The sequence below is a fragment of the Shewanella sp. SM69 genome (genome assembly GCF_025653985.1).
In the GTDB taxonomy this organism is placed as follows: Bacteria; Pseudomonadota; Gammaproteobacteria; order Enterobacterales; family Shewanellaceae; genus Shewanella; species Shewanella oncorhynchi.
Genome location: NZ_JAKKRV010000021.1, coordinates 1 through 16,872, shown reverse-complemented (window position 1 = coordinate 16,872; position 16,872 = coordinate 1). Strand labels below are relative to the sequence as shown.

Sequence of the window (16,872 nt, the reverse complement as noted above, 5' to 3'; positions counted from 1 at the left end):
TCTCTAAGAAGCCGTCTCTAAGGTTTGATTAGGTAAGATACGAGCAAAATAGCTTTGGGTTTCGGCGATAATGATATGCCTCAAGCCCACAATGGCAATCAAGTTTGGGATAGCCATCAAACCATTAACCGTATCGGCCAACAACCAAATCACATCCAGTTTGATAAAAGCACCACCCGCAATCAGCACCAAAAACACCACTTGATACATGCGTAATCCGCGCTCACCGACTAAATAATACCAACAGCGTTCACCATAATAATGCCAGCCCAAAATCGTTGTAAACGCAAAACACACTAGCGCAATCGTCACCAAATACTGACCCACAAGCGCTGAGCCTCCTAGAGCAAAAGCAGCACTCGTCATCGCCGCGCCCGCAGTTTCACCACTCCATACTCCTGTGATGATCAGCACTAACCCCGTCATAGTACAAATAATGATGGTATCGAAGAAGGTGCCCGTCATGCTGACGAGACCTTGCTCAACGGGTTCATTGGTCTTCGCGGCAGCGGCGGCAATGGGTGCACTACCTAATCCAGATTCGTTCGAGAACACACCGCGGGCAATACCGATTTGAATCGCCTGCGCGACTGTCGCCCCTAAAAATCCCCCCGCAGCTGAGAGTGGCGTAAAGGCAGATTCAAGCACTAAAGCTAAGGCGGGTAAAATCTGCTCGGAGAAACCGACTAAGATCCACACGCAGGCCAGCACATAACCAATCGACATCGCAGGCACAAGTTTTTGCGCCACATTTGAAATGCGCTTTACGCCACCCAAAGTGACTGCGGCAACTAACACAGTCAACACAGTTGCAGTCAACCAAGTCGGCACCTCAAAGGCAATCGTCAGTGCATCGCTGATGGCGTTAACCTGTGCAAAAGTACCGATACCGAAAAAGGCCACACCAACCCCAAAGAGAGCGAACAATTTCGCCATCCAAGGCAGACCAAGGCCGCGCTCGATATAATACATAGGGCCACCCGCAATCTGCCCACGAGCATCGGTGGTACGGTACTTTACCGCCAACATACATTCAGCATATTTAGTCGCCATGCCGAAAAATGCCGCCAGCCACATCCAAAATAACGCCCCAGGGCCACCCATTTTTATTGCCGTCGCCACGCCAACAATATTACCGGTACCGATAGTGGCGGACAGCGCAGTACAAAGCGCGGCAAAGGAAGATAAATCCCCATGACCTTTGGCGGGTTTAAACAACAATCCCATCGCCATCGGCAGACGAAATACTTGGATAAGCTTGAGACGCACAGTGAGGTAACCCCCTGTACCCACCAGCAAACAAAGGGTAATTGGGCCCCAGACGATGCCATTAATACTGGCAAGTAAAGCTTGAAAACTCATGATATTCCTCGAATATTAAACAACAAAATTAATAAACGGAGGAGGAAAAGAAATGGCTGTGACGCGCCGCAGTCGGACGCTATAGCGAGCTATTTTGACCTAATCTCGGCCGAGAATCGCCTAAGCTGAACGCTAAAAGCGTAGCAAGCGAGAGCTCTACACGAGTGCTTTCAATAAGAGCAAAAGTGCTCCATCTCAAGCAAAAGAGTAAAAATAGCCCACGACGACAAACGACAGGGACTGTGCAGTCATCCTCTCCTCTGTCCTTTTGCCTGAGCGTTTCGCGTCGCAGGTTATACAATAACACCACGACACTTTCGCCTTCGGCGCCACCTGATTGCACAATGAGTGCAACTGGTAGTCTCTCCAGAGGCTCGTCCAGTAACAGTCCACGCCTATCGGCACCTGAAAGAGTGCTTTGTTTTTATAAGAAGACTCGCTTCTGTAAAACCAAAGTTGCCTCGTCGGTGTGGGGTCAATTCCCCACTCTCCTGCTACCTTCATCCGAACGGATTGCTAGATTGAGATGTACTCCCAAGCTAACAGGACGCACAGAATGCAACAAATGCGGCGTCAGCTCAAGCCGTTTGCTCACAGTTCGCGGAGGATTTAATCCAGTTGACTATTTTTACACCAAATGACGATTTATGTTTTGTTACTCAGTGGATGATCCTATTACAAGAAAAATCAGTATCTATCTGAATAGAAAATGCTTTATCTTGAACATAGAATGGCAATGCTAAATTGCGGCCACTAAGTAAGTTGCCGCCGCAGTTTGAAACACGGCTTACCACACCCGCCGCCAATGGATATAAAGGAGTTGCTCAATGGCCGACGTCGCTAAGCTTAACCAAGTCACCAAAGGCTTTCGCGATGGTGAGCAATATCATCAAGTACTGCAAGCGGTTAATCTACAGATCCACAGAGGTGAAACCGTGGCGCTTACAGGTCCCAGCGGCAGCGGCAAAAGCACCTTACTCAACCTGATCGCCGGCTTTGAAACGCCAGACTCGGGTGAAATCTTGCTAGAACAAGCGTCCACCTCTACTTGGCAAGACAAAGATTGGAGCCGTTTCAGACGTAATTCCTTAGGTGTCGTGTTTCAGCAATTTAACTTACTCACGCCACTCAACGTGAAAGACAATATCGCCTTCTCCTTAAGTTTAACCGCGCAGCCGTGGTCAGCCTGGTGTGACTATCTGGTTGAAAAACTAGGGCTCTTGCCATTACTTCACCGCCAAGTTGAAGCCCTGTCAGGCGGTCAACAACAACGAGTCGCCATCGCCCGCGCCTTAGCCCACAAACCAACCTTACTCTTGGCCGACGAACCTACGGGTAACTTAGATGATGTATCGGGTAAGCAAGTGATGGCACTACTGTGTGAACTGGCACGGGAAAGCCAAACCAGTATATTGATGGTCACCCACAGCGAAGAGTGCGCCGCCTTTATGCAAAAACGTTGGCATTTATCCCAAGGTGCAGTCGCTATTTATGAACAATAAACCGCTCACTAAGGCGACTCCCACAGCGCTTAAGCAAACAGGACTTAAGCAAACTTGGCTTAGGCTGACGTGGCTCAGCCTAAAGGTTTTTATAGCCCATTATCGCCATGCGCCCATACAAGCAGGTGCCATTCTGCTCGGTATCGCCTTAGCTGTGACTCTGCTTATTGGAGTCAAGGCGACCAACGACAATGCCGTGCGCAGCTATAGCGAGGCGACTGAGTTACTGAGTCAACGCGCCGATGTGCTACTCACGCCGCCCCTTGGACAAAACACTTTAGATGAGTCCGTCTATTTCGCCTTGAGACGAGCCGGATTAAGTCAGAGTCTCGCCGTCGTGAGTGGCAAAATCTCCGGTAAAAACGGTCAGTTCTGGCAACTGGAAGGCAGCGATTTGGTCGCCGCATTAACACTACAAAAATCGAGACGTAACGCCTCGACCGACACACCATCAGCTACCTCGCCACAGATGAATGACTTACCGCTTGCCGATCTCCTCAGCGGCGCAGCCACAGTAATCATGAGCCGCAGCCTAGCAGCCAAAGTGGCACCAGAAGGTAAACTTGTTTTAGAAAATAGCACCTTAGATGTCATTGCAATTGATGACAGTTTTGGTCTCGGCAGCGCCATCTTGGCCGATATGTCCCTCGCCCAGCGATTACTAAACATGCAAGGCAGATTGAGCTATATCGCCATGTTCAGTGAGCGAGAAAACCTACCTAAACTAAAATCCCAACTCGACGCTTTAGGGATTACGCCCCAAAAGGCCAGCTTTAGCCAACAGGATCAAGGCCAAGCACTGATAGCATTGACCCGCAGTTTTCACCTTAATCTTAATGCTATGAGCATGTTAGCCTTCGTTGTCGGCCTCTTTATCGCCTATAACGGTGTGCGCTACAGCTTAATGAAGCGGCAAAAATTGTTAGTACAGTTATTACAACAGGGAATTGAGCGCCGCGCCTTGATGACGGCACTGATGTTCGAATTAATTTTGTTAGTTGTCATAGGTTCAAGTCTGGGCTTTATCAGTGGGTTGCAACTCAGCCACTGGCTGCAACCTATGGTCGCCATGACCTTAGAGCAAATGTATGGCGCCCACTTGCTCCCCGGTATTTGGCAATGGACTTGGCTTTTTGAGGCAATTGCCCTCACCTTAATTGCCGCGCTCGCCGCTTGCTTGCCATTGTATTTAGATCTTACGCGCCAAGCATTGGCGCAAGGGGCGAATCGTTATCAGCAAATGCAGGCACACCGCAAAACTCATAGCATTCAATTTGCCTTAGCCTGTGGCTTATTGACCTTAGCGGCTCTGCTGTTTCCCTTCAGCCAAAGCTATAACATCAGCTTAGTGTTGCTCGGTATCGTCGCTATCGCTATTCCCTTATTGTTGCCGCAATTATTGCATTGGGGCGTCAGTGCATTAATGCCCTTGGCACGTCCTGGATTATGGCAATATCTGCTCGCCGAAACCCGTGAGCTTATTGCACCGCTTTCCCTTGCAATGATGGCGATCTTACTGGCGCTCAGTGCCAATGTGTCGATGAACACCCTCGTTGGAAGCTTCGAACAAACCCTGCGAACTTGGCTAGAAACTCGCTTGCATGCCGATCTCTATATCCGCCCACCGAGCCAGCGTATCGACACTATTCAAACCCAACTGATGCACGATCCAAGAGTCAGCGGTCTTTATCAACAATGGCAAATTGAAGCCCAGCTTTCACTGCCAGTTTCAACGGATAATCCTAGCGAGCAGACGATTCCGGTGAGCCTACTCAGCCGCGATGAATTTTCGACTCGGCACACCAGTGCGCTTAAGGAAAGCCTGCCCACATTGTGGCAATCCTACTTTAATGCACCCGTTGTATTGGTGAGCGAACCTCTTGCCATCAAATACCAATTACACCTTGGTGATACTGTGTCATTGGATGTGCTCGAGAAAACAGGTAGCAGCAAAGCCATTATTGGCGGCATTTATTATGACCACGGCAATACCCGAAATGAGGTGATTATCAGCCAGCCACTTTGGCAACGGGCCCAGTTACCTGTACTGCCGGTGAGTTTAGCGGCAAGTTTTCACGGTAAAGAGCAAGGCAGTAGGATAAGTGAAGCGCAGCTTGATCAACTACAAGTCCAACTGGCGACAGAGTTAGGTTTATCCCAAGCGCAAATCTACAGCCAAACTAAGATTAAAACCCAAGCTATCGCTATGTTTAAACGCACTTTTTCCATTACCTTAGTGCTGAATAGTTTAACCTTGATTGTCGCCGCGATTGGCCTCTTTAGTGCCTGCTTAATGTTGACTCAGGCAAGGCAAGCGCCACTGGCACGACTGTATTCCCTCGGCGTCAGTCGTAATGCTCTGCGCGGTATGGTGTTTATGCAAATGTTGATTGTGGTACTGATCACTTGCCTGCTCGCTATGCCAACGGGCGCGCTATTAGGTTACCTGCTTATTAATAAGATCACCTTGCAAGCCTTTGGCTGGACGATAAAAATGATTTGGGATTGGCAAGCTTACGGCCATGCAATACTGATTGCCTTAACCACCTGCACCTTAGCCGTACTCTTACCGCTGTATTGGCAAACCCGCAAGCCACTGGTCGCCAGTCTGCAGCAGGAGACACTGTGATGAAAACACTCAGTATTGTATGGGCAGTAGTTGGGTTAATGCTTATCGGCGGCTGTGATAAAACGCCATCGACGCAAAACACTCAGTCCAAATCCATGGCCAATGTGGTGGGGAAAACCTCGACTAATCAAGATGATTTAGCTTTTACGCCTGTTGTTCCCGGCTATAGATTTGAATTTCCGCGGGATCACTTAGCACATAACAGTTTTCGCCAAGAATGGTGGTATCTAACCGCGAATTTGACCACAGAGAAAGGTGAGCAACTCGGCGCTCAGTGGACGCAGTTTAGAGTCGCCCTGAAACCCACAACTCTGCAAACAATCGCTCCACAAACAACAGTTCCGCAAGTAACAGATGCAACGCCCAAAAATGAATCCACGTGGGAGACTCAGCAGCTTTACTTGGCCCACAGCGCATTAACCTCGAGTCAAACTCATCTGGCTCACGAAAAGTGGTCGCGCCGCCATAGCGAGTTTGCCGAGGTGAAATTAGATCCTTATCAAATCCGCCTCGATAACTGGCACTGGCAGAGCGAAACCAATGCACTCTTTCCCGCGACCTTAACGGTGGAGAATTCTGATTTTAGCTATCGACTTCAGCTTAATAGCCAAGCGCCACTGCAATACCAAGGCGTTAACGGCTATAGCCTTAAAAGCCGCGACGGCCAAGTAGCCTCTTACTACTACAGCCAACCCTTTATTGAAATTTCAGGTGAAATCAACCGCAATGGCAAAGTGGAGCAAGTCACAGGCCAAGGTTGGCTCGACAGGGAATGGAGCTCGCAATTCCTCACTAAAACGCAACAGGGCTGGGATTGGTTCGCGCTCAGGTTAAACGATGGCTCGACGCTGATGTTGTTTCAGTTACGGGATCAGTCTCCGGCAGAGTCCGCAAAGAATGCACCTATCTCAGCATTTTATAGCGCCAGAAGAATGTTTGCCGATGGCACAGGTCGCAACATCAATTCCACTGACAATCCCAATGACATTCAGATGACGCCTCTTAAATGGCAACACACAGTCAATGGCGACTATCCCGTTAGCTGGCAAGTACAAATCCCCAGCGAAAATATCGATCTCACTATCATCCCGCTCAATACCAATAGCGCTATGCCATTATCAACGCCCTACTGGGAAGGCCCAGTGCAACTCTCTGGCAGCCATACAGGTACGGGTTATATGGAGCTAACGGGCTATTAACGTCTTATATATACTAAACAATGTGAATATAACTAATTATTCCTAAATATGTTCTATCGCAGGATTTTGCAAGCATGCACGTCAGCTATTGCTCTTACCCAGAAATTTTATAAACACCTATAATTAGTTAAAAAGTATAGGATTCCTATCTACACACTTGTGCTTCCGTTAATGTTCACGGGTTCCAGATATGCACAATAGTATTCTCCATAAATGTACTCATCACTATGCCCTAGTGACGACAGTGCTAAGCGCTTAAATATCAAACTGGGAGTTAGATCACTCGCAAAACTTTGATCCGGATCGACTATCGCTTTCAATACCTCTTGTGAGGTATACCCACATTTTTTATCAGGTCTAGACTCGCCAGTATCAGCACTCGGTTACCCTCCTTTTTAATCTTAAGTAACCGAGTTTACGCTACTACAGGTCATCCAATATGAGTCAGGAATACCACGTCACCAGCCTTGTGGTGCATGCCACGCCTAAAGCCTTACAGCAGGTTGAAGCCAATATCCGCGCATTAGTGGGTACTGATATTCATGCAATTACACCCGAAGGAAAATTGGTCGTTACCCTAGAAGGGAGTAGCCAAAGAGCGATTCTTGACAATATTGAAGCCATCAATGCCCTGTCCGGCGTGTTATCTGCCAGCTTGATTTACCACCAAGTAGAACCCTTAGTACAAAAGAGTGAGGAAATATTATGAGCATAAGCCGCCGCGAGTTTCTCAAGGCCAACGCAGCGGTTGCCGCTGCGACGGCCGTTGGCGTCACACTTCCCATTAAGATGGTCGAAGCCGCCGAACAAGCTGACAGTATCAAGTGGGATAAAGCTCCCTGCCGTTTCTGCGGTGTGGGGTGTAGCGTATTAGTGGGCACCCAAGCGGGCAAAGTGGTCGCCACTAAGGGCGATCCTGAAAGTCCTGTCAACCGTGGCCTTAACTGTATTAAAGGTTATTTCCTATCAAAAATCATGTACGGCAAGGACAGATTAACCACGCCATTGCTGCGGATGAAAGACGGCAAATATCATAAAGAAGGTGAATTCACCCCAGTCAGCTGGGATGTGGCCTTCGATACTATGGCCGCGAAATGGAAACACAGTCTCGCCACCAAAGGTCCGACGTCAGTGGGTATGTTTGGCTCCGGCCAATGGACTATTTGGGAAGGTTATGCCGCCTCTAAACTTCATAAAGCAGGTTTCCTTACCAACAACATAGATCCCAATGCGCGCCACTGCATGGCCTCAGCCGTAGGCGGCTTTATGCGCACCTTCGGTATCGATGAACCCATGGGTTGTTATGACGATTTAGAAGCCGCCGATCAGTTTGTGCTCTGGGGCGCAAACATGGCGGAGATGCACCCAATTCTGTGGGCACGAATATCCGATAGACGTTTAAGCAGTCCAACTTGTCGCGTGCATGTGCTGTCGACCTTTGAAAATCGCAGCTTCGATTTGGCCGATAATCCTATGGTGTTCCGTCCACAATCGGACTTAGTGATCCTCAACTTTATTGCCAATTACATTATTCAAAATAACGCGGTTAATACTGACTTTGTCACTAAACACACTAAGTTTGCCTTAGGCGTTGACGATATCGGCTATGGCCTGCGTCCAGATCATCCATTAGAGAAAAAAGCTAAAAATCCAGGCAATGGTAAATCCACACCGATAAGCTTCGATGAGTACGCCAAGTTTGTCAGCACTTATACGCTGGAATATGCCGCCAAGATGAGTGGCGTCGAGCCTGAGAAGCTGGAGATTTTAGCCAAAGCCTATGCCGACCCTAACGTTAAAGTCATGAGTCTGTGGACCATGGGGATAAACCAACACGTTCGCGGTGTGTGGGCAAACAACATGCTCTACAACATCCACTTACTCACGGGCAAAATTGCCACTCCAGGTAACAGCCCCTTCTCGCTCACTGGGCAACCTTCCGCCTGTGGTACTGCCCGTGAGGTCGGCACTTTCGCCCATCGTTTACCCGCCGATATGGAAGTCACTAACGACAAACACCGCGCCATTACCGAAAAACTATGGCAGGTGCCTGAAGGGACCATTCCCGCCAAACCTGGCTACCATGCCGTACTCCAGAGCCGTATGCTAAAAGATGGCAAGCTCAACTGCTACTGGACCATGTGTACCAATAATATGCAGGCTGGCCCCAACATCAACGATGAGATTTACCCTGGCTTTCGTAACCCAGAAAACTTTATCGTGGTTTCAGATCCTTACCCAACCATCACAGCTATGGCGGCAGATTTAATTTTGCCAACGGCAATGTGGGTTGAAAAAGAAGGAGCTTACGGCAACGCCGAGCGCCGTACTCATATGTGGCATCAGCAAGTAAAAGCCCCAGAAGGCGCAACCTCAGATCTGTGGCAACTAGTCGAATTTTCGAAACGATTCAAAGTCTCCGAAGTCTGGCCAGCCGAACTGATAGCCAAACAACCGGAATACGCGGATAAAACCTTATATGAAGTGCTATTTGCCAATGGCGTGATCGACAAGTTCCCAACTTCCGATTGTAAAGCCGAATTAAACGATGAGAGCGAACACTTCGGTTTCTACCTGCAAAAAGGGATTTTCGAAGAATATGCAGCTTTCGGTCGTGGCCATGGCCATGATTTAGCCGACTTTGACCGTTACCACGAAACCCGCGGCCTACGCTGGCCAGTCGTTAATGGCAAAGAAACGCTGCGCCGTTTCGTTGAGGGGAGCGATCCTTATGTCAAAGCGGGTGAAGGCTTTAAATTCTATGGCAAGCCAGATGGCAAAGCGGTGATTTTCGCCCTGCCCTATGAACCCGCCGCCGAAGAGCCGAATGAAGAATACGATTTGTGGATGTCGACTGGCCGCGTGCTGGAACATTGGCACACAGGCTCGATGACCGCACGCGTACCAGAGCTTTACCGTGCCTACCCCGACGCGCAGATTTTCATGCATCCAGAAGATGCGAAAGCTCGCGGCGTACAACGTGGTGACGAAGTCATAGTGGCCTCACCGCGCGGTGAAGTGAAAACCCGAGTTGAAACCAAAGGCCGTAACAAACCGCCACGCGGCGTAGTATTTATGCCTTTCTTCGATGCGCGCCAGTTAGTCAACAAACTGATATTGGATGCGACCGATCCCCTGTCAAAAGAAACTGACTTTAAAAAATGCCCAGTGAAAGTCTTCAAGGCGGAGAATAACCAATGAGAAAAATACTCACCTTAACTGCGTTACTCGTCGCCATTACCGGCTGTTCAGGCCAGCAAACCGACACCAACGTAGCACCAGTTAATATTCAATCCCTCGCAGGAAACATGGCGATCACCGACATTCGCCCAGCCGATGCCATGGCGATTTATCCCAGTCGCGGCACAGCCATTGAGCGCAGTTTTAGCGAGCAACCACCGCTCATCCCACATAAAGACGATTACAAGATCACCTTAGATAAAAATGGCTGTTTAAGCTGCCATAGTTGGGACAAGGCAAAACGCATGAAAGCCACGCCAGTAGCTAAGTCCCACGTGATTGATGATAAAGGCACAGTGAACGGGCATAACTATTTCTGTACTCAATGCCATGTCGCTCAGGCCGAAAACAAGCAACCACTCGTCGAGAATCAGTTCTCCGTCCAGTAAACCACACTCCCCTGCAGAGCAAAGCCACCCGAGTTTATGAGGGTGGCTTTTTTGCTATTTAAGCATCCAATCCTAATGAGTTAGCTTAGAGCCAGTAATGAGTATTCAAGTAAATATAAGACTAAACGTCTATCGCTGGTTCAGCGTCCGTTGCTGAACAGTACTTTCACCAAGGAAGGGATTGAGCAGAAGTTAAAAAGGCAAAATGAGAATCGAGGGAAATGAAAATAAGAGCAGAATCTAAAACACAGAAAAGTAAAAACCCAGCCTAGGCTGGGTTTACTTGTTGTTTTGCTTTATGCAAATCACCCGCTGGAGCCGTTTTAGTTACTTGCGCCGCTTTAGCGTTTTGCACATCTTTTGCCACAGGCATAGCCGCCTGCCACAAAGCACCTACCCACAGACTTGAACTTGATTTCATCGGTATTCCCCTGTTTTGTTAACAAGGTCAAAGTAATACTTAGGCTATCATTAGTAAAATGAATAAATTCCATAATATGGATTCCATTTGAGCATGAACATCCCAATCAAGACCTTACAGTGTTTTCTGACCTTAGTGGAAACTGAAAACTTTACCCGCGCCGCGCAGAAATGTTTTATCACCCAGCCGACACTAAGCAAAATAATCCAGAGACTTGAAGAAAGCCTTGGTGAAACCTTGCTGATCCGGAATAACCAAAAGGTTGAGTTAACTCAAGCTGGTCAGCTCTTTGAACACAGTGCACGGGAAATTCTCGGCCAATGGCATAGACTGCAGGAAGACATGAGTAACCTTAGCGGTCTTAAATCGGGGCGGTTGCGACTGGGTGTATGTCCTATGATGAGCAGTCTTATTATTGGTTTGCTCACTAGCTATCGTAAGCGTTATCCGGGAGTTGAACTACACATGTATGAGTACGGTGGATTCGGCTGCGAACAAGCATTGCTCAATAACAGTCTCGATATCGCCTTTACCGCGCTACCCACGACCCATGAGACAGAACTCGTCAACCAACCCCTGACTAAGTACCCTTTACTCGCATGCCTGCCTGAAGGACATCCCTTAGCCGAGAAAGACCACTTAAAATGGCAGGACTTCCAGCCCTATCCTTTTATCCTCTATAACGAAGACTTCTCCCTCGCTAAACTGATTAATCGCCTCAGTCGCAAAGCAGGTGTTCAACTCAATATTGCCTTTCGCAGCGGCCAGTGGGATTTCCTTGCCGCCATGGTCGAAGCCGATATGGGCGTCGCTATTTTACCTGAGCCTATCTGCAATAGATTAAGCACCAGTAAACTGGTCTTTAAACCTATGCAGCCCGCAATGACATGGGATCTGGCGCTTATTTGGCGTCAAAGTTTACCTTTAACACCGGCGGCCAAGGCCTTGCTTGAATTGAGTAAACAAAAAACTGAACACTGAGAAAATAAAGCGAGAACTGACATTTTTTTAAACAACGGGATACGAAACTTCGTCAGCCGTATCGGGTGATTACAGTTGGATCTCGCCCATAAAAAAACCGCTGCGAGCCTAGAGGCCGACAGCGGTTTTTATTAGCTAAGTTAAGAATTACTTCTTAGCTTCAGCAGCCTTACGTTCTTTAACTTGAGCAACAACTTTCTCAGCTACGCTAGCTGGACATTGGCTGTAGTGTGAGAACTCCATAGAGAACTGACCACGACCAGAAGTCATTGTACGTAAAGTACCGATATAACCGAACATTTCTGATAACGGTACGTCAGCTTTAACGCGAACACCTGTTACACCAGCAACTTGGTCTTTGATCATGCCGCGACGACGGTTTAAGTCACCGATCACATCACCCACGTTGTCATCTGGGCTGAACACGTCAACTTTCATGATTGGCTCAAGAAGTTGTGGTTTAGCTTTAGCGATAGATTGACGGAAAGCGCCTTTAGCAGCGATTTCGAACGCGATTGCTGATGAGTCAACTGCGTGGAATGCACCGTCAGTTAATTCGAACTCAACGTCTAACACTGGGAAGCCAGCGATAGTACCTGTGTTCATCATGCTCGCGAAACCTTTCTCAACTGCTGGCCAGAATTCCTTCGGAACGCTACCACCAACAACTGAAGATTTGAACACGAAACCAGTGTTTGGCTCACCTGGGCGGATGATATATTCGATCTTACCGAATTGACCAGAACCACCTGATTGTTTCTTGTGAGTGTATTGATCTTCAACCATTTGAGTAATGGTTTCACGGTAAGCAACTTGTGGCTCACCTACGATCAATTCAACACCATAAGTACGCTTCAGAATGTCGACTTTGATGTCTAAGTGAAGTTCGCCCATACCTTTAAGGATGGTTTCACCTGAATCTTCGTCAGTTTCTACGCGGAATGATGGATCTTCAGCGATCATCTTACCGATAGCGATACCCATTTTCTCAGAACCGCCTTTATCTTTTGGCGCTACTGCGATAGAGATAACTGGCTCTGGGAACACCATAGCTTCTAAGGTAACAGGGTGTTTCACGTCACATAAAGTGTGACCAGTTTGAACGTTCTTCATACCCACGATAGCGATAATGTCGCCAGCTTGAGCTGATTCAATTTCAATACGATCATCAGCGTACATTTCACACATACGGCCGATACGTTCAGTTTTGCCAGTCGCGCTGTTCAGGATGGTATCACCCTTCTTCAGACGGCCTGAGTAGATACGTACGAAAGTCAGGGCACCGAAACGGTCATCCATGATTTTGAACGCTAACGCTTTTAATGGCTCATCAGCAGAAACGATAGCGAACTCGCCAGTTTCGTTGCCTTCTTCGTCGGTCAATGGTTGTGGATCAACTTCGTCTGGTGCTGGTAAATAATCAACAACAGCATCAAGAACCAGTTGCATACCTTTGTTCTTGAACGCAGAACCACAGTATGTTGGGAAGAATGCCAGTTTGCGAGTACCAGTACGGATACAACGCTTGATGTCTTCGATAGATGGCTCTTCGCCTTCCATGTACGCTTCCATCACTGCATCATCTTGTTCAACTGCAGTTTCGATCAGCATTTCACGGTATTCTTCAACCATGTCAACCATATCAGCAGGAACGTCTAATACTTCGAAATTTTCTGGAATACCAGAATCATCCCACACGTATGCTTTACGAGTTAATAGGTCAACAACACCAGTGAATTCGTCTTCAACACCGATTGGCAGAACCATAACCAGTGGAGTTGCAGCTAATACGTCTTTAGTTTGCTTAACAACGCGTAAGAAGTCAGCACCCATACGGTCTAACTTGTTTACGAAGATAATACGCGCAACTTCAGATTCGTTCGCATAGCGCCAGTTAGTTTCTGATTGAGGCTCAACACCGCCTGAACCACAGAATACACCGATACCGCCATCAAGCACTTTCAGAGAACGATAAACTTCAACGGTGAAGTCAACGTGTCCTGGGGTGTCGATAACGTTGAAACGGTGATCTTTCCAGAAGCAACTTACAGCAGCGGACTGAATAGTAATACCGCGCTCAGCTTCCTGTACCATGAAGTCAGTGGTAGATTCACCATCGTGAACTTCACCGATTTTATGGATTTTACCGGTTAGCTTAAGGATACGCTCGGTGGTCGTGGTTTTACCCGCGTCAACGTGAGCGAAGATACCAATGTTTCTGTATTTGGATAATTCGGTCATGATTCAACTTTAATGAGTAGTTTAAGAAGTAGACGGAGTATGCGACAAACACCGACACACCGCACATCAGATTATTTTAGGCGCATATTGTAAATTGGAACCCTGCTCGGCGCAAATGGCTAGAGTACTTTTTCACGATAAAGTCGCGTAATAATTTAGATAAATAGCCATAAACACGAACTAAAACAGATAAGTAAAACACTTTAGCTTATTTTTCACTCAATCAATAAAAACCGTTAAATAAACCTCATTTTAATGGGATAAGGCGATTTTTAAGGGATTTCTATCATATCGTCAGTACAAACATCAAACATTAACCTGCAAGCATGGATGCTAGAACAATCATGTTATACCTATCTCCAAAATAGAGATGACATCCGCGACTCACTTCAATCGCAGTCTTTTACCCAAATAACCACAAATCAGTTTTGAGTAAACCCTTACGTGTCGATGCACATTTGATTACGCCCTTGTGCTTTAGCACGATAAAGGGCTCGATCTGCCCGCTCAAAACACGATTGTATAGGTTCGTTTTCTGCGAGCTTAGCGACACCAAAACTACAAGTTAAGTGAACATTGTCAGTAAATTGATAATTGTTAATCCTCTGCGCAATCCGCACACACAAGCTTTCAACTAATGGCAATGATGACTGTTGGCAGAGGATAACAAATTCTTCGCCACCCCAACGTGCAACCACATCAGAATCACGCACACAATGCTGTAATACCTGTGACACTTGTTCAAGAATGCGATCGCCGACGTTATGCCCTAGCGTGTCATTAATCTCTTTAAAGTAGTCGATATCAATCATTACAAGGCACATGCCTGCCCCAGCAGATTTATCATGCTGCTCGTTATTAATAAAAAAGCGATTAAAGTAATGTCGGTTATACAATTTAGTTAAGGGGTCGTGGGTAGATAAAAATTCGAGTTCGGCATTTGACGCTTCAAGCTGTTCGCGTAAAGTTTCCAACTGCTTATTCTTATCGGTTAGTCTTCGATTATATTGACTCATAAAGTAAGTTCTCGCCCCCAATATTAGGAGCAACAGACACGTCGCGCAGATAATTTGATACACAAGCGAATAGTTAGTCTCATCTATCACAGTCACATTATTCCACTTCTGATAAATCGTGATCCGCTCTTGCTCACTCACAGTGTTTAAGGCTTTATTTATCACAGGTAACAAGGACTCTTGACCATAAGCGACCCCCATCCGTAACTCATCTTCCGGCCCGCCCCAACCCGCAATTTTTAAATGTTCAAATCCCATTTGTTGAATGTAAGCGTTAACCGAAAACATTGACCCAACAAACAGATCTGCACGTTTATCCAGAACCGACTGCAATCCCGCAGGTTCACTGGCAACAGTAAGCATCTCTATCTGAGGATAATGATGCTGAATATACTCGGCCAAACGATAACCCTTTGGCACGGCTAAAATTCGCGTATTGATATTCTCTAGTCCTTGCAGAAAAGGCTGTTCTTTAAGTGAAACGAGCACATTGGGTGAGCGGAAATAGACATCACTGAAGTGCAGATAAGTCTCGCGTATTAGCGTTTTATTCAACATAGGGGTTAAATCGCACTGACCACTTTGCAAAAAAGATAAAGTTTCGGTCCAAGAAGATGTCGGCACTAGCTGAAACTTAAGGGAAGAATGTGACTCAACATAACGAATATAGTCCAATGAAATCCCCAGATGTTTACCTTCTCGTATTCCTTCATAGGGCAGCCAATCAGGATCAACGCAATAACGGACTATAACAGCAGACTTGACGCTAACATCTTGATCCGCAAGTTTAGTACTAGACACCATGAAACGATCAGCATTCACCAGTAATGGCATACACAGCAATAGCGACAATAACCTCAATAAGCCACGCAATTCCATTGAAATTTCAACCTAAAAGCTGATGCTAGATGGGGAATGTAAAAAAGTGTATACGTGAAAACCACACAATACCAATTCCCATCATTGCTTATTCGAAACGCTCGTTTGTCCATTGTGTCTTAACGCCTTCGTACATCAGCAAAACTTATCTTCATAAGGTGATCAGTTGATGGGAAAGAACGTTGCTAAGTTCACTCAGTCCTAAATTCACTCAGTCTGAGTTTGGTATCACATTTTAAAAAGCCAATATTTATCGCTTGTTTCATCATCAGGGCTATCCTAAATAACCACCCTTACTCGCCATCCAAAGCCATCATAGCGCCTTTTGCAAACCGCGATTATATACAGTGGCACCTCGCCTTAATTTCTGCAGCTACGTTCTTTGGCCGCTATACCGCGATCATGATGGACTGTGCGGGGGCATCAAACAAAGATGGCAGAAGATTTTATAATCTGAGATAAAGCAGCCACCTTATTCTCCGGAACTGAATCTGACAGAACAGTTGTAGCGGATATTAATAGAATTGATATAAAGCCAAATGGTGCAATTATTGGTGTCGTGGAAGGTAAAAAGGGATTATCGAGAGAAAAATAGGAGGAAAACTGACTAATTGAATAGACACTAGGCTGGATTTAACAAATTGTGAATGCAAAAAAGCCAGCTTATTCAGCTGGCTTCATTACATCTCAATGAGATAATTAGGCGCTTGGCGATGACCTACTCTCACATGGGGAGACCCCACACTACCATCGGCGCGTTTGCGTTTCACTTCTGAGTTCGGGATGGGATCAGGTGGTTCCACAAGGCTATTGTCACCAAGCAAATTCTGTTTATTACCGTGTCCATCTCTGGACCACGTTAATAATAATTCGGAAAGCTGATTTGCTTTGTTTGAGTTCAAACTTTATCAAGTATCTGTATTCTGTCTAAGGTCGCTTAGCAAAACCCATCTGGGTTGTATGGTTAAGCCTCTCGAGTCATTAGTACATGTTAGCTCAACGCCTCACAACGC

11 protein-coding genes, 1 rRNA gene and 1 riboswitch are annotated in these 16,872 nt (G+C 46.8%); of the genes, 7 read left to right on the top strand and 5 right to left on the bottom strand.

All coding sequences use genetic code 11. From position 1 onward, the window contains the following. Positions 1 to 3: 3 nt before the first annotated feature. A complete protein-coding gene (locus tag L5M37_RS20985; protein WP_263201762.1) occupies positions 4 to 1,362 on the bottom strand; it encodes an alanine/glycine:cation symporter family protein in 1,359 nt (452 codons plus the stop codon). Positions 1,363 to 1,612: 250 nt separating this feature from the next. Continuing rightward, positions 1,613 to 1,742, bottom strand: a riboswitch (glycine riboswitch). Between the two features lie 447 nt (positions 1,743 to 2,189). On the opposite strand from L5M37_RS20985, the gene L5M37_RS20980 reads away from it, so the two are divergent. From L5M37_RS20980 to napB, 6 genes are all read left to right on the top strand, one after another. Beyond that, complete coding sequence (locus tag L5M37_RS20980) at positions 2,190 to 2,864, top strand: ABC transporter ATP-binding protein (protein WP_219252216.1); 675 nt, start codon at positions 2,190 to 2,192, stop codon at positions 2,862 to 2,864. Beyond that, entirely contained in the window at positions 2,854 to 5,493 is a 2,640-nt protein-coding gene (locus L5M37_RS20975; RefSeq protein WP_263201761.1) for an ABC transporter permease, read from the top strand. Before L5M37_RS20980 ends, L5M37_RS20975 begins: the two co-directional genes overlap by 11 nt. Continuing rightward, a complete protein-coding gene (locus tag L5M37_RS20970) occupies positions 5,493 to 6,692 on the top strand; it encodes a lipocalin-like domain-containing protein (RefSeq protein ID WP_263201760.1) in 1,200 nt (399 codons plus the stop codon). Before L5M37_RS20975 ends, L5M37_RS20970 begins: the two co-directional genes overlap by 1 nt. 439 nt (positions 6,693 to 7,131) lie before the next feature. Then, on the top strand, positions 7,132 to 7,401 hold the full coding sequence (locus L5M37_RS20965) for a chaperone NapD (RefSeq protein ID WP_263201759.1): 270 nt from the start codon (positions 7,132 to 7,134) through the stop codon (positions 7,399 to 7,401). After that, the gene (gene napA, locus L5M37_RS20960) at positions 7,398 to 9,893 is read left to right on the top strand and encodes a nitrate reductase catalytic subunit NapA (protein ID WP_263201758.1); all 2,496 of its coding nucleotides are present in this window, start codon (positions 7,398 to 7,400) and stop codon (positions 9,891 to 9,893) included. Before L5M37_RS20965 ends, napA begins: the two co-directional genes overlap by 4 nt. Continuing rightward, the gene (napB, locus tag L5M37_RS20955; RefSeq protein WP_263201757.1) at positions 9,890 to 10,321 is read left to right on the top strand and encodes a nitrate reductase cytochrome c-type subunit NapB; all 432 of its coding nucleotides are present in this window, start codon (positions 9,890 to 9,892) and stop codon (positions 10,319 to 10,321) included. Before napA ends, napB begins: the two co-directional genes overlap by 4 nt. Positions 10,322 to 10,589: 268 nt before the next feature. Here the strand turns inward: napB and L5M37_RS20950 are convergent, their stop codons facing one another. Beyond that, positions 10,590 to 10,742, bottom strand: coding sequence for a hypothetical protein (locus L5M37_RS20950; RefSeq protein ID WP_081729124.1), 153 nt, complete (start codon positions 10,740 to 10,742; stop codon positions 10,590 to 10,592). Between the two features lie 93 nt (positions 10,743 to 10,835). Between L5M37_RS20950 and L5M37_RS20945 the strand changes: the two genes are divergently transcribed. Continuing rightward, positions 10,836 to 11,723 carry a LysR family transcriptional regulator gene (locus L5M37_RS20945; protein ID WP_263201756.1) on the top strand — a complete coding sequence of 296 codons (888 nt, stop codon included), beginning with the start codon at positions 10,836 to 10,838 and terminating at the stop codon, positions 11,721 to 11,723. A 147-nt stretch (positions 11,724 to 11,870) separates the two neighbouring features. On the opposite strand, the gene fusA is transcribed toward L5M37_RS20945, so the two are convergent. The 3 genes from fusA to rrf form a co-directional block, all read right to left on the bottom strand. Then, positions 11,871 to 13,964, bottom strand: coding sequence for an elongation factor G (gene fusA, locus L5M37_RS20940; RefSeq protein WP_105251504.1), 2,094 nt, complete (start codon positions 13,962 to 13,964; stop codon positions 11,871 to 11,873). Between the two features lie 440 nt (positions 13,965 to 14,404). Continuing rightward, positions 14,405 to 15,859 carry a diguanylate cyclase gene (locus tag L5M37_RS20935; RefSeq protein WP_263201755.1) on the bottom strand — a complete coding sequence of 485 codons (1,455 nt, stop codon included), beginning with the start codon at positions 15,857 to 15,859 and terminating at the stop codon, positions 14,405 to 14,407. Between the two features lie 705 nt (positions 15,860 to 16,564). Next, positions 16,565 to 16,680, bottom strand: a 5S ribosomal RNA gene (gene rrf / locus L5M37_RS20930). Positions 16,681 to 16,872 lie beyond the last annotated feature (192 nt).

What these genes read in the sequence shown, in the direction of transcription:
- L5M37_RS20985 (WP_263201762.1), bottom strand. Translation starts at nt 1,362, where the DNA reads ATGAGTTTTCAAGCTTTACTTGCCAGTATTAATGGCATCGTCTGGGGC.
- L5M37_RS20980 (WP_219252216.1), top strand. Translation starts at nt 2,190, where the DNA reads ATGGCCGACGTCGCTAAGCTTAACCAAGTCACCAAAGGCTTTCGCGAT.
- L5M37_RS20975 (WP_263201761.1), top strand. Translation starts at nt 2,854, where the DNA reads ATGAACAATAAACCGCTCACTAAGGCGACTCCCACAGCGCTTAAGCAA.
- L5M37_RS20970 (WP_263201760.1), top strand. Translation starts at nt 5,493, where the DNA reads ATGAAAACACTCAGTATTGTATGGGCAGTAGTTGGGTTAATGCTTATC.
- L5M37_RS20965 (WP_263201759.1), top strand. Translation starts at nt 7,132, where the DNA reads ATGAGTCAGGAATACCACGTCACCAGCCTTGTGGTGCATGCCACGCCT.
- napA (WP_263201758.1), top strand. Translation starts at nt 7,398, where the DNA reads ATGAGCATAAGCCGCCGCGAGTTTCTCAAGGCCAACGCAGCGGTTGCC.
- napB (WP_263201757.1), top strand. Translation starts at nt 9,890, where the DNA reads ATGAGAAAAATACTCACCTTAACTGCGTTACTCGTCGCCATTACCGGC.
- L5M37_RS20950 (WP_081729124.1), bottom strand. Translation starts at nt 10,742, where the DNA reads ATGAAATCAAGTTCAAGTCTGTGGGTAGGTGCTTTGTGGCAGGCGGCT.
- L5M37_RS20945 (WP_263201756.1), top strand. Translation starts at nt 10,836, where the DNA reads ATGAACATCCCAATCAAGACCTTACAGTGTTTTCTGACCTTAGTGGAA.
- fusA (WP_105251504.1), bottom strand. Translation starts at nt 13,964, where the DNA reads ATGACCGAATTATCCAAATACAGAAACATTGGTATCTTCGCTCACGTT.
- L5M37_RS20935 (WP_263201755.1), bottom strand. Translation starts at nt 15,859, where the DNA reads ATGGAATTGCGTGGCTTATTGAGGTTATTGTCGCTATTGCTGTGTATG.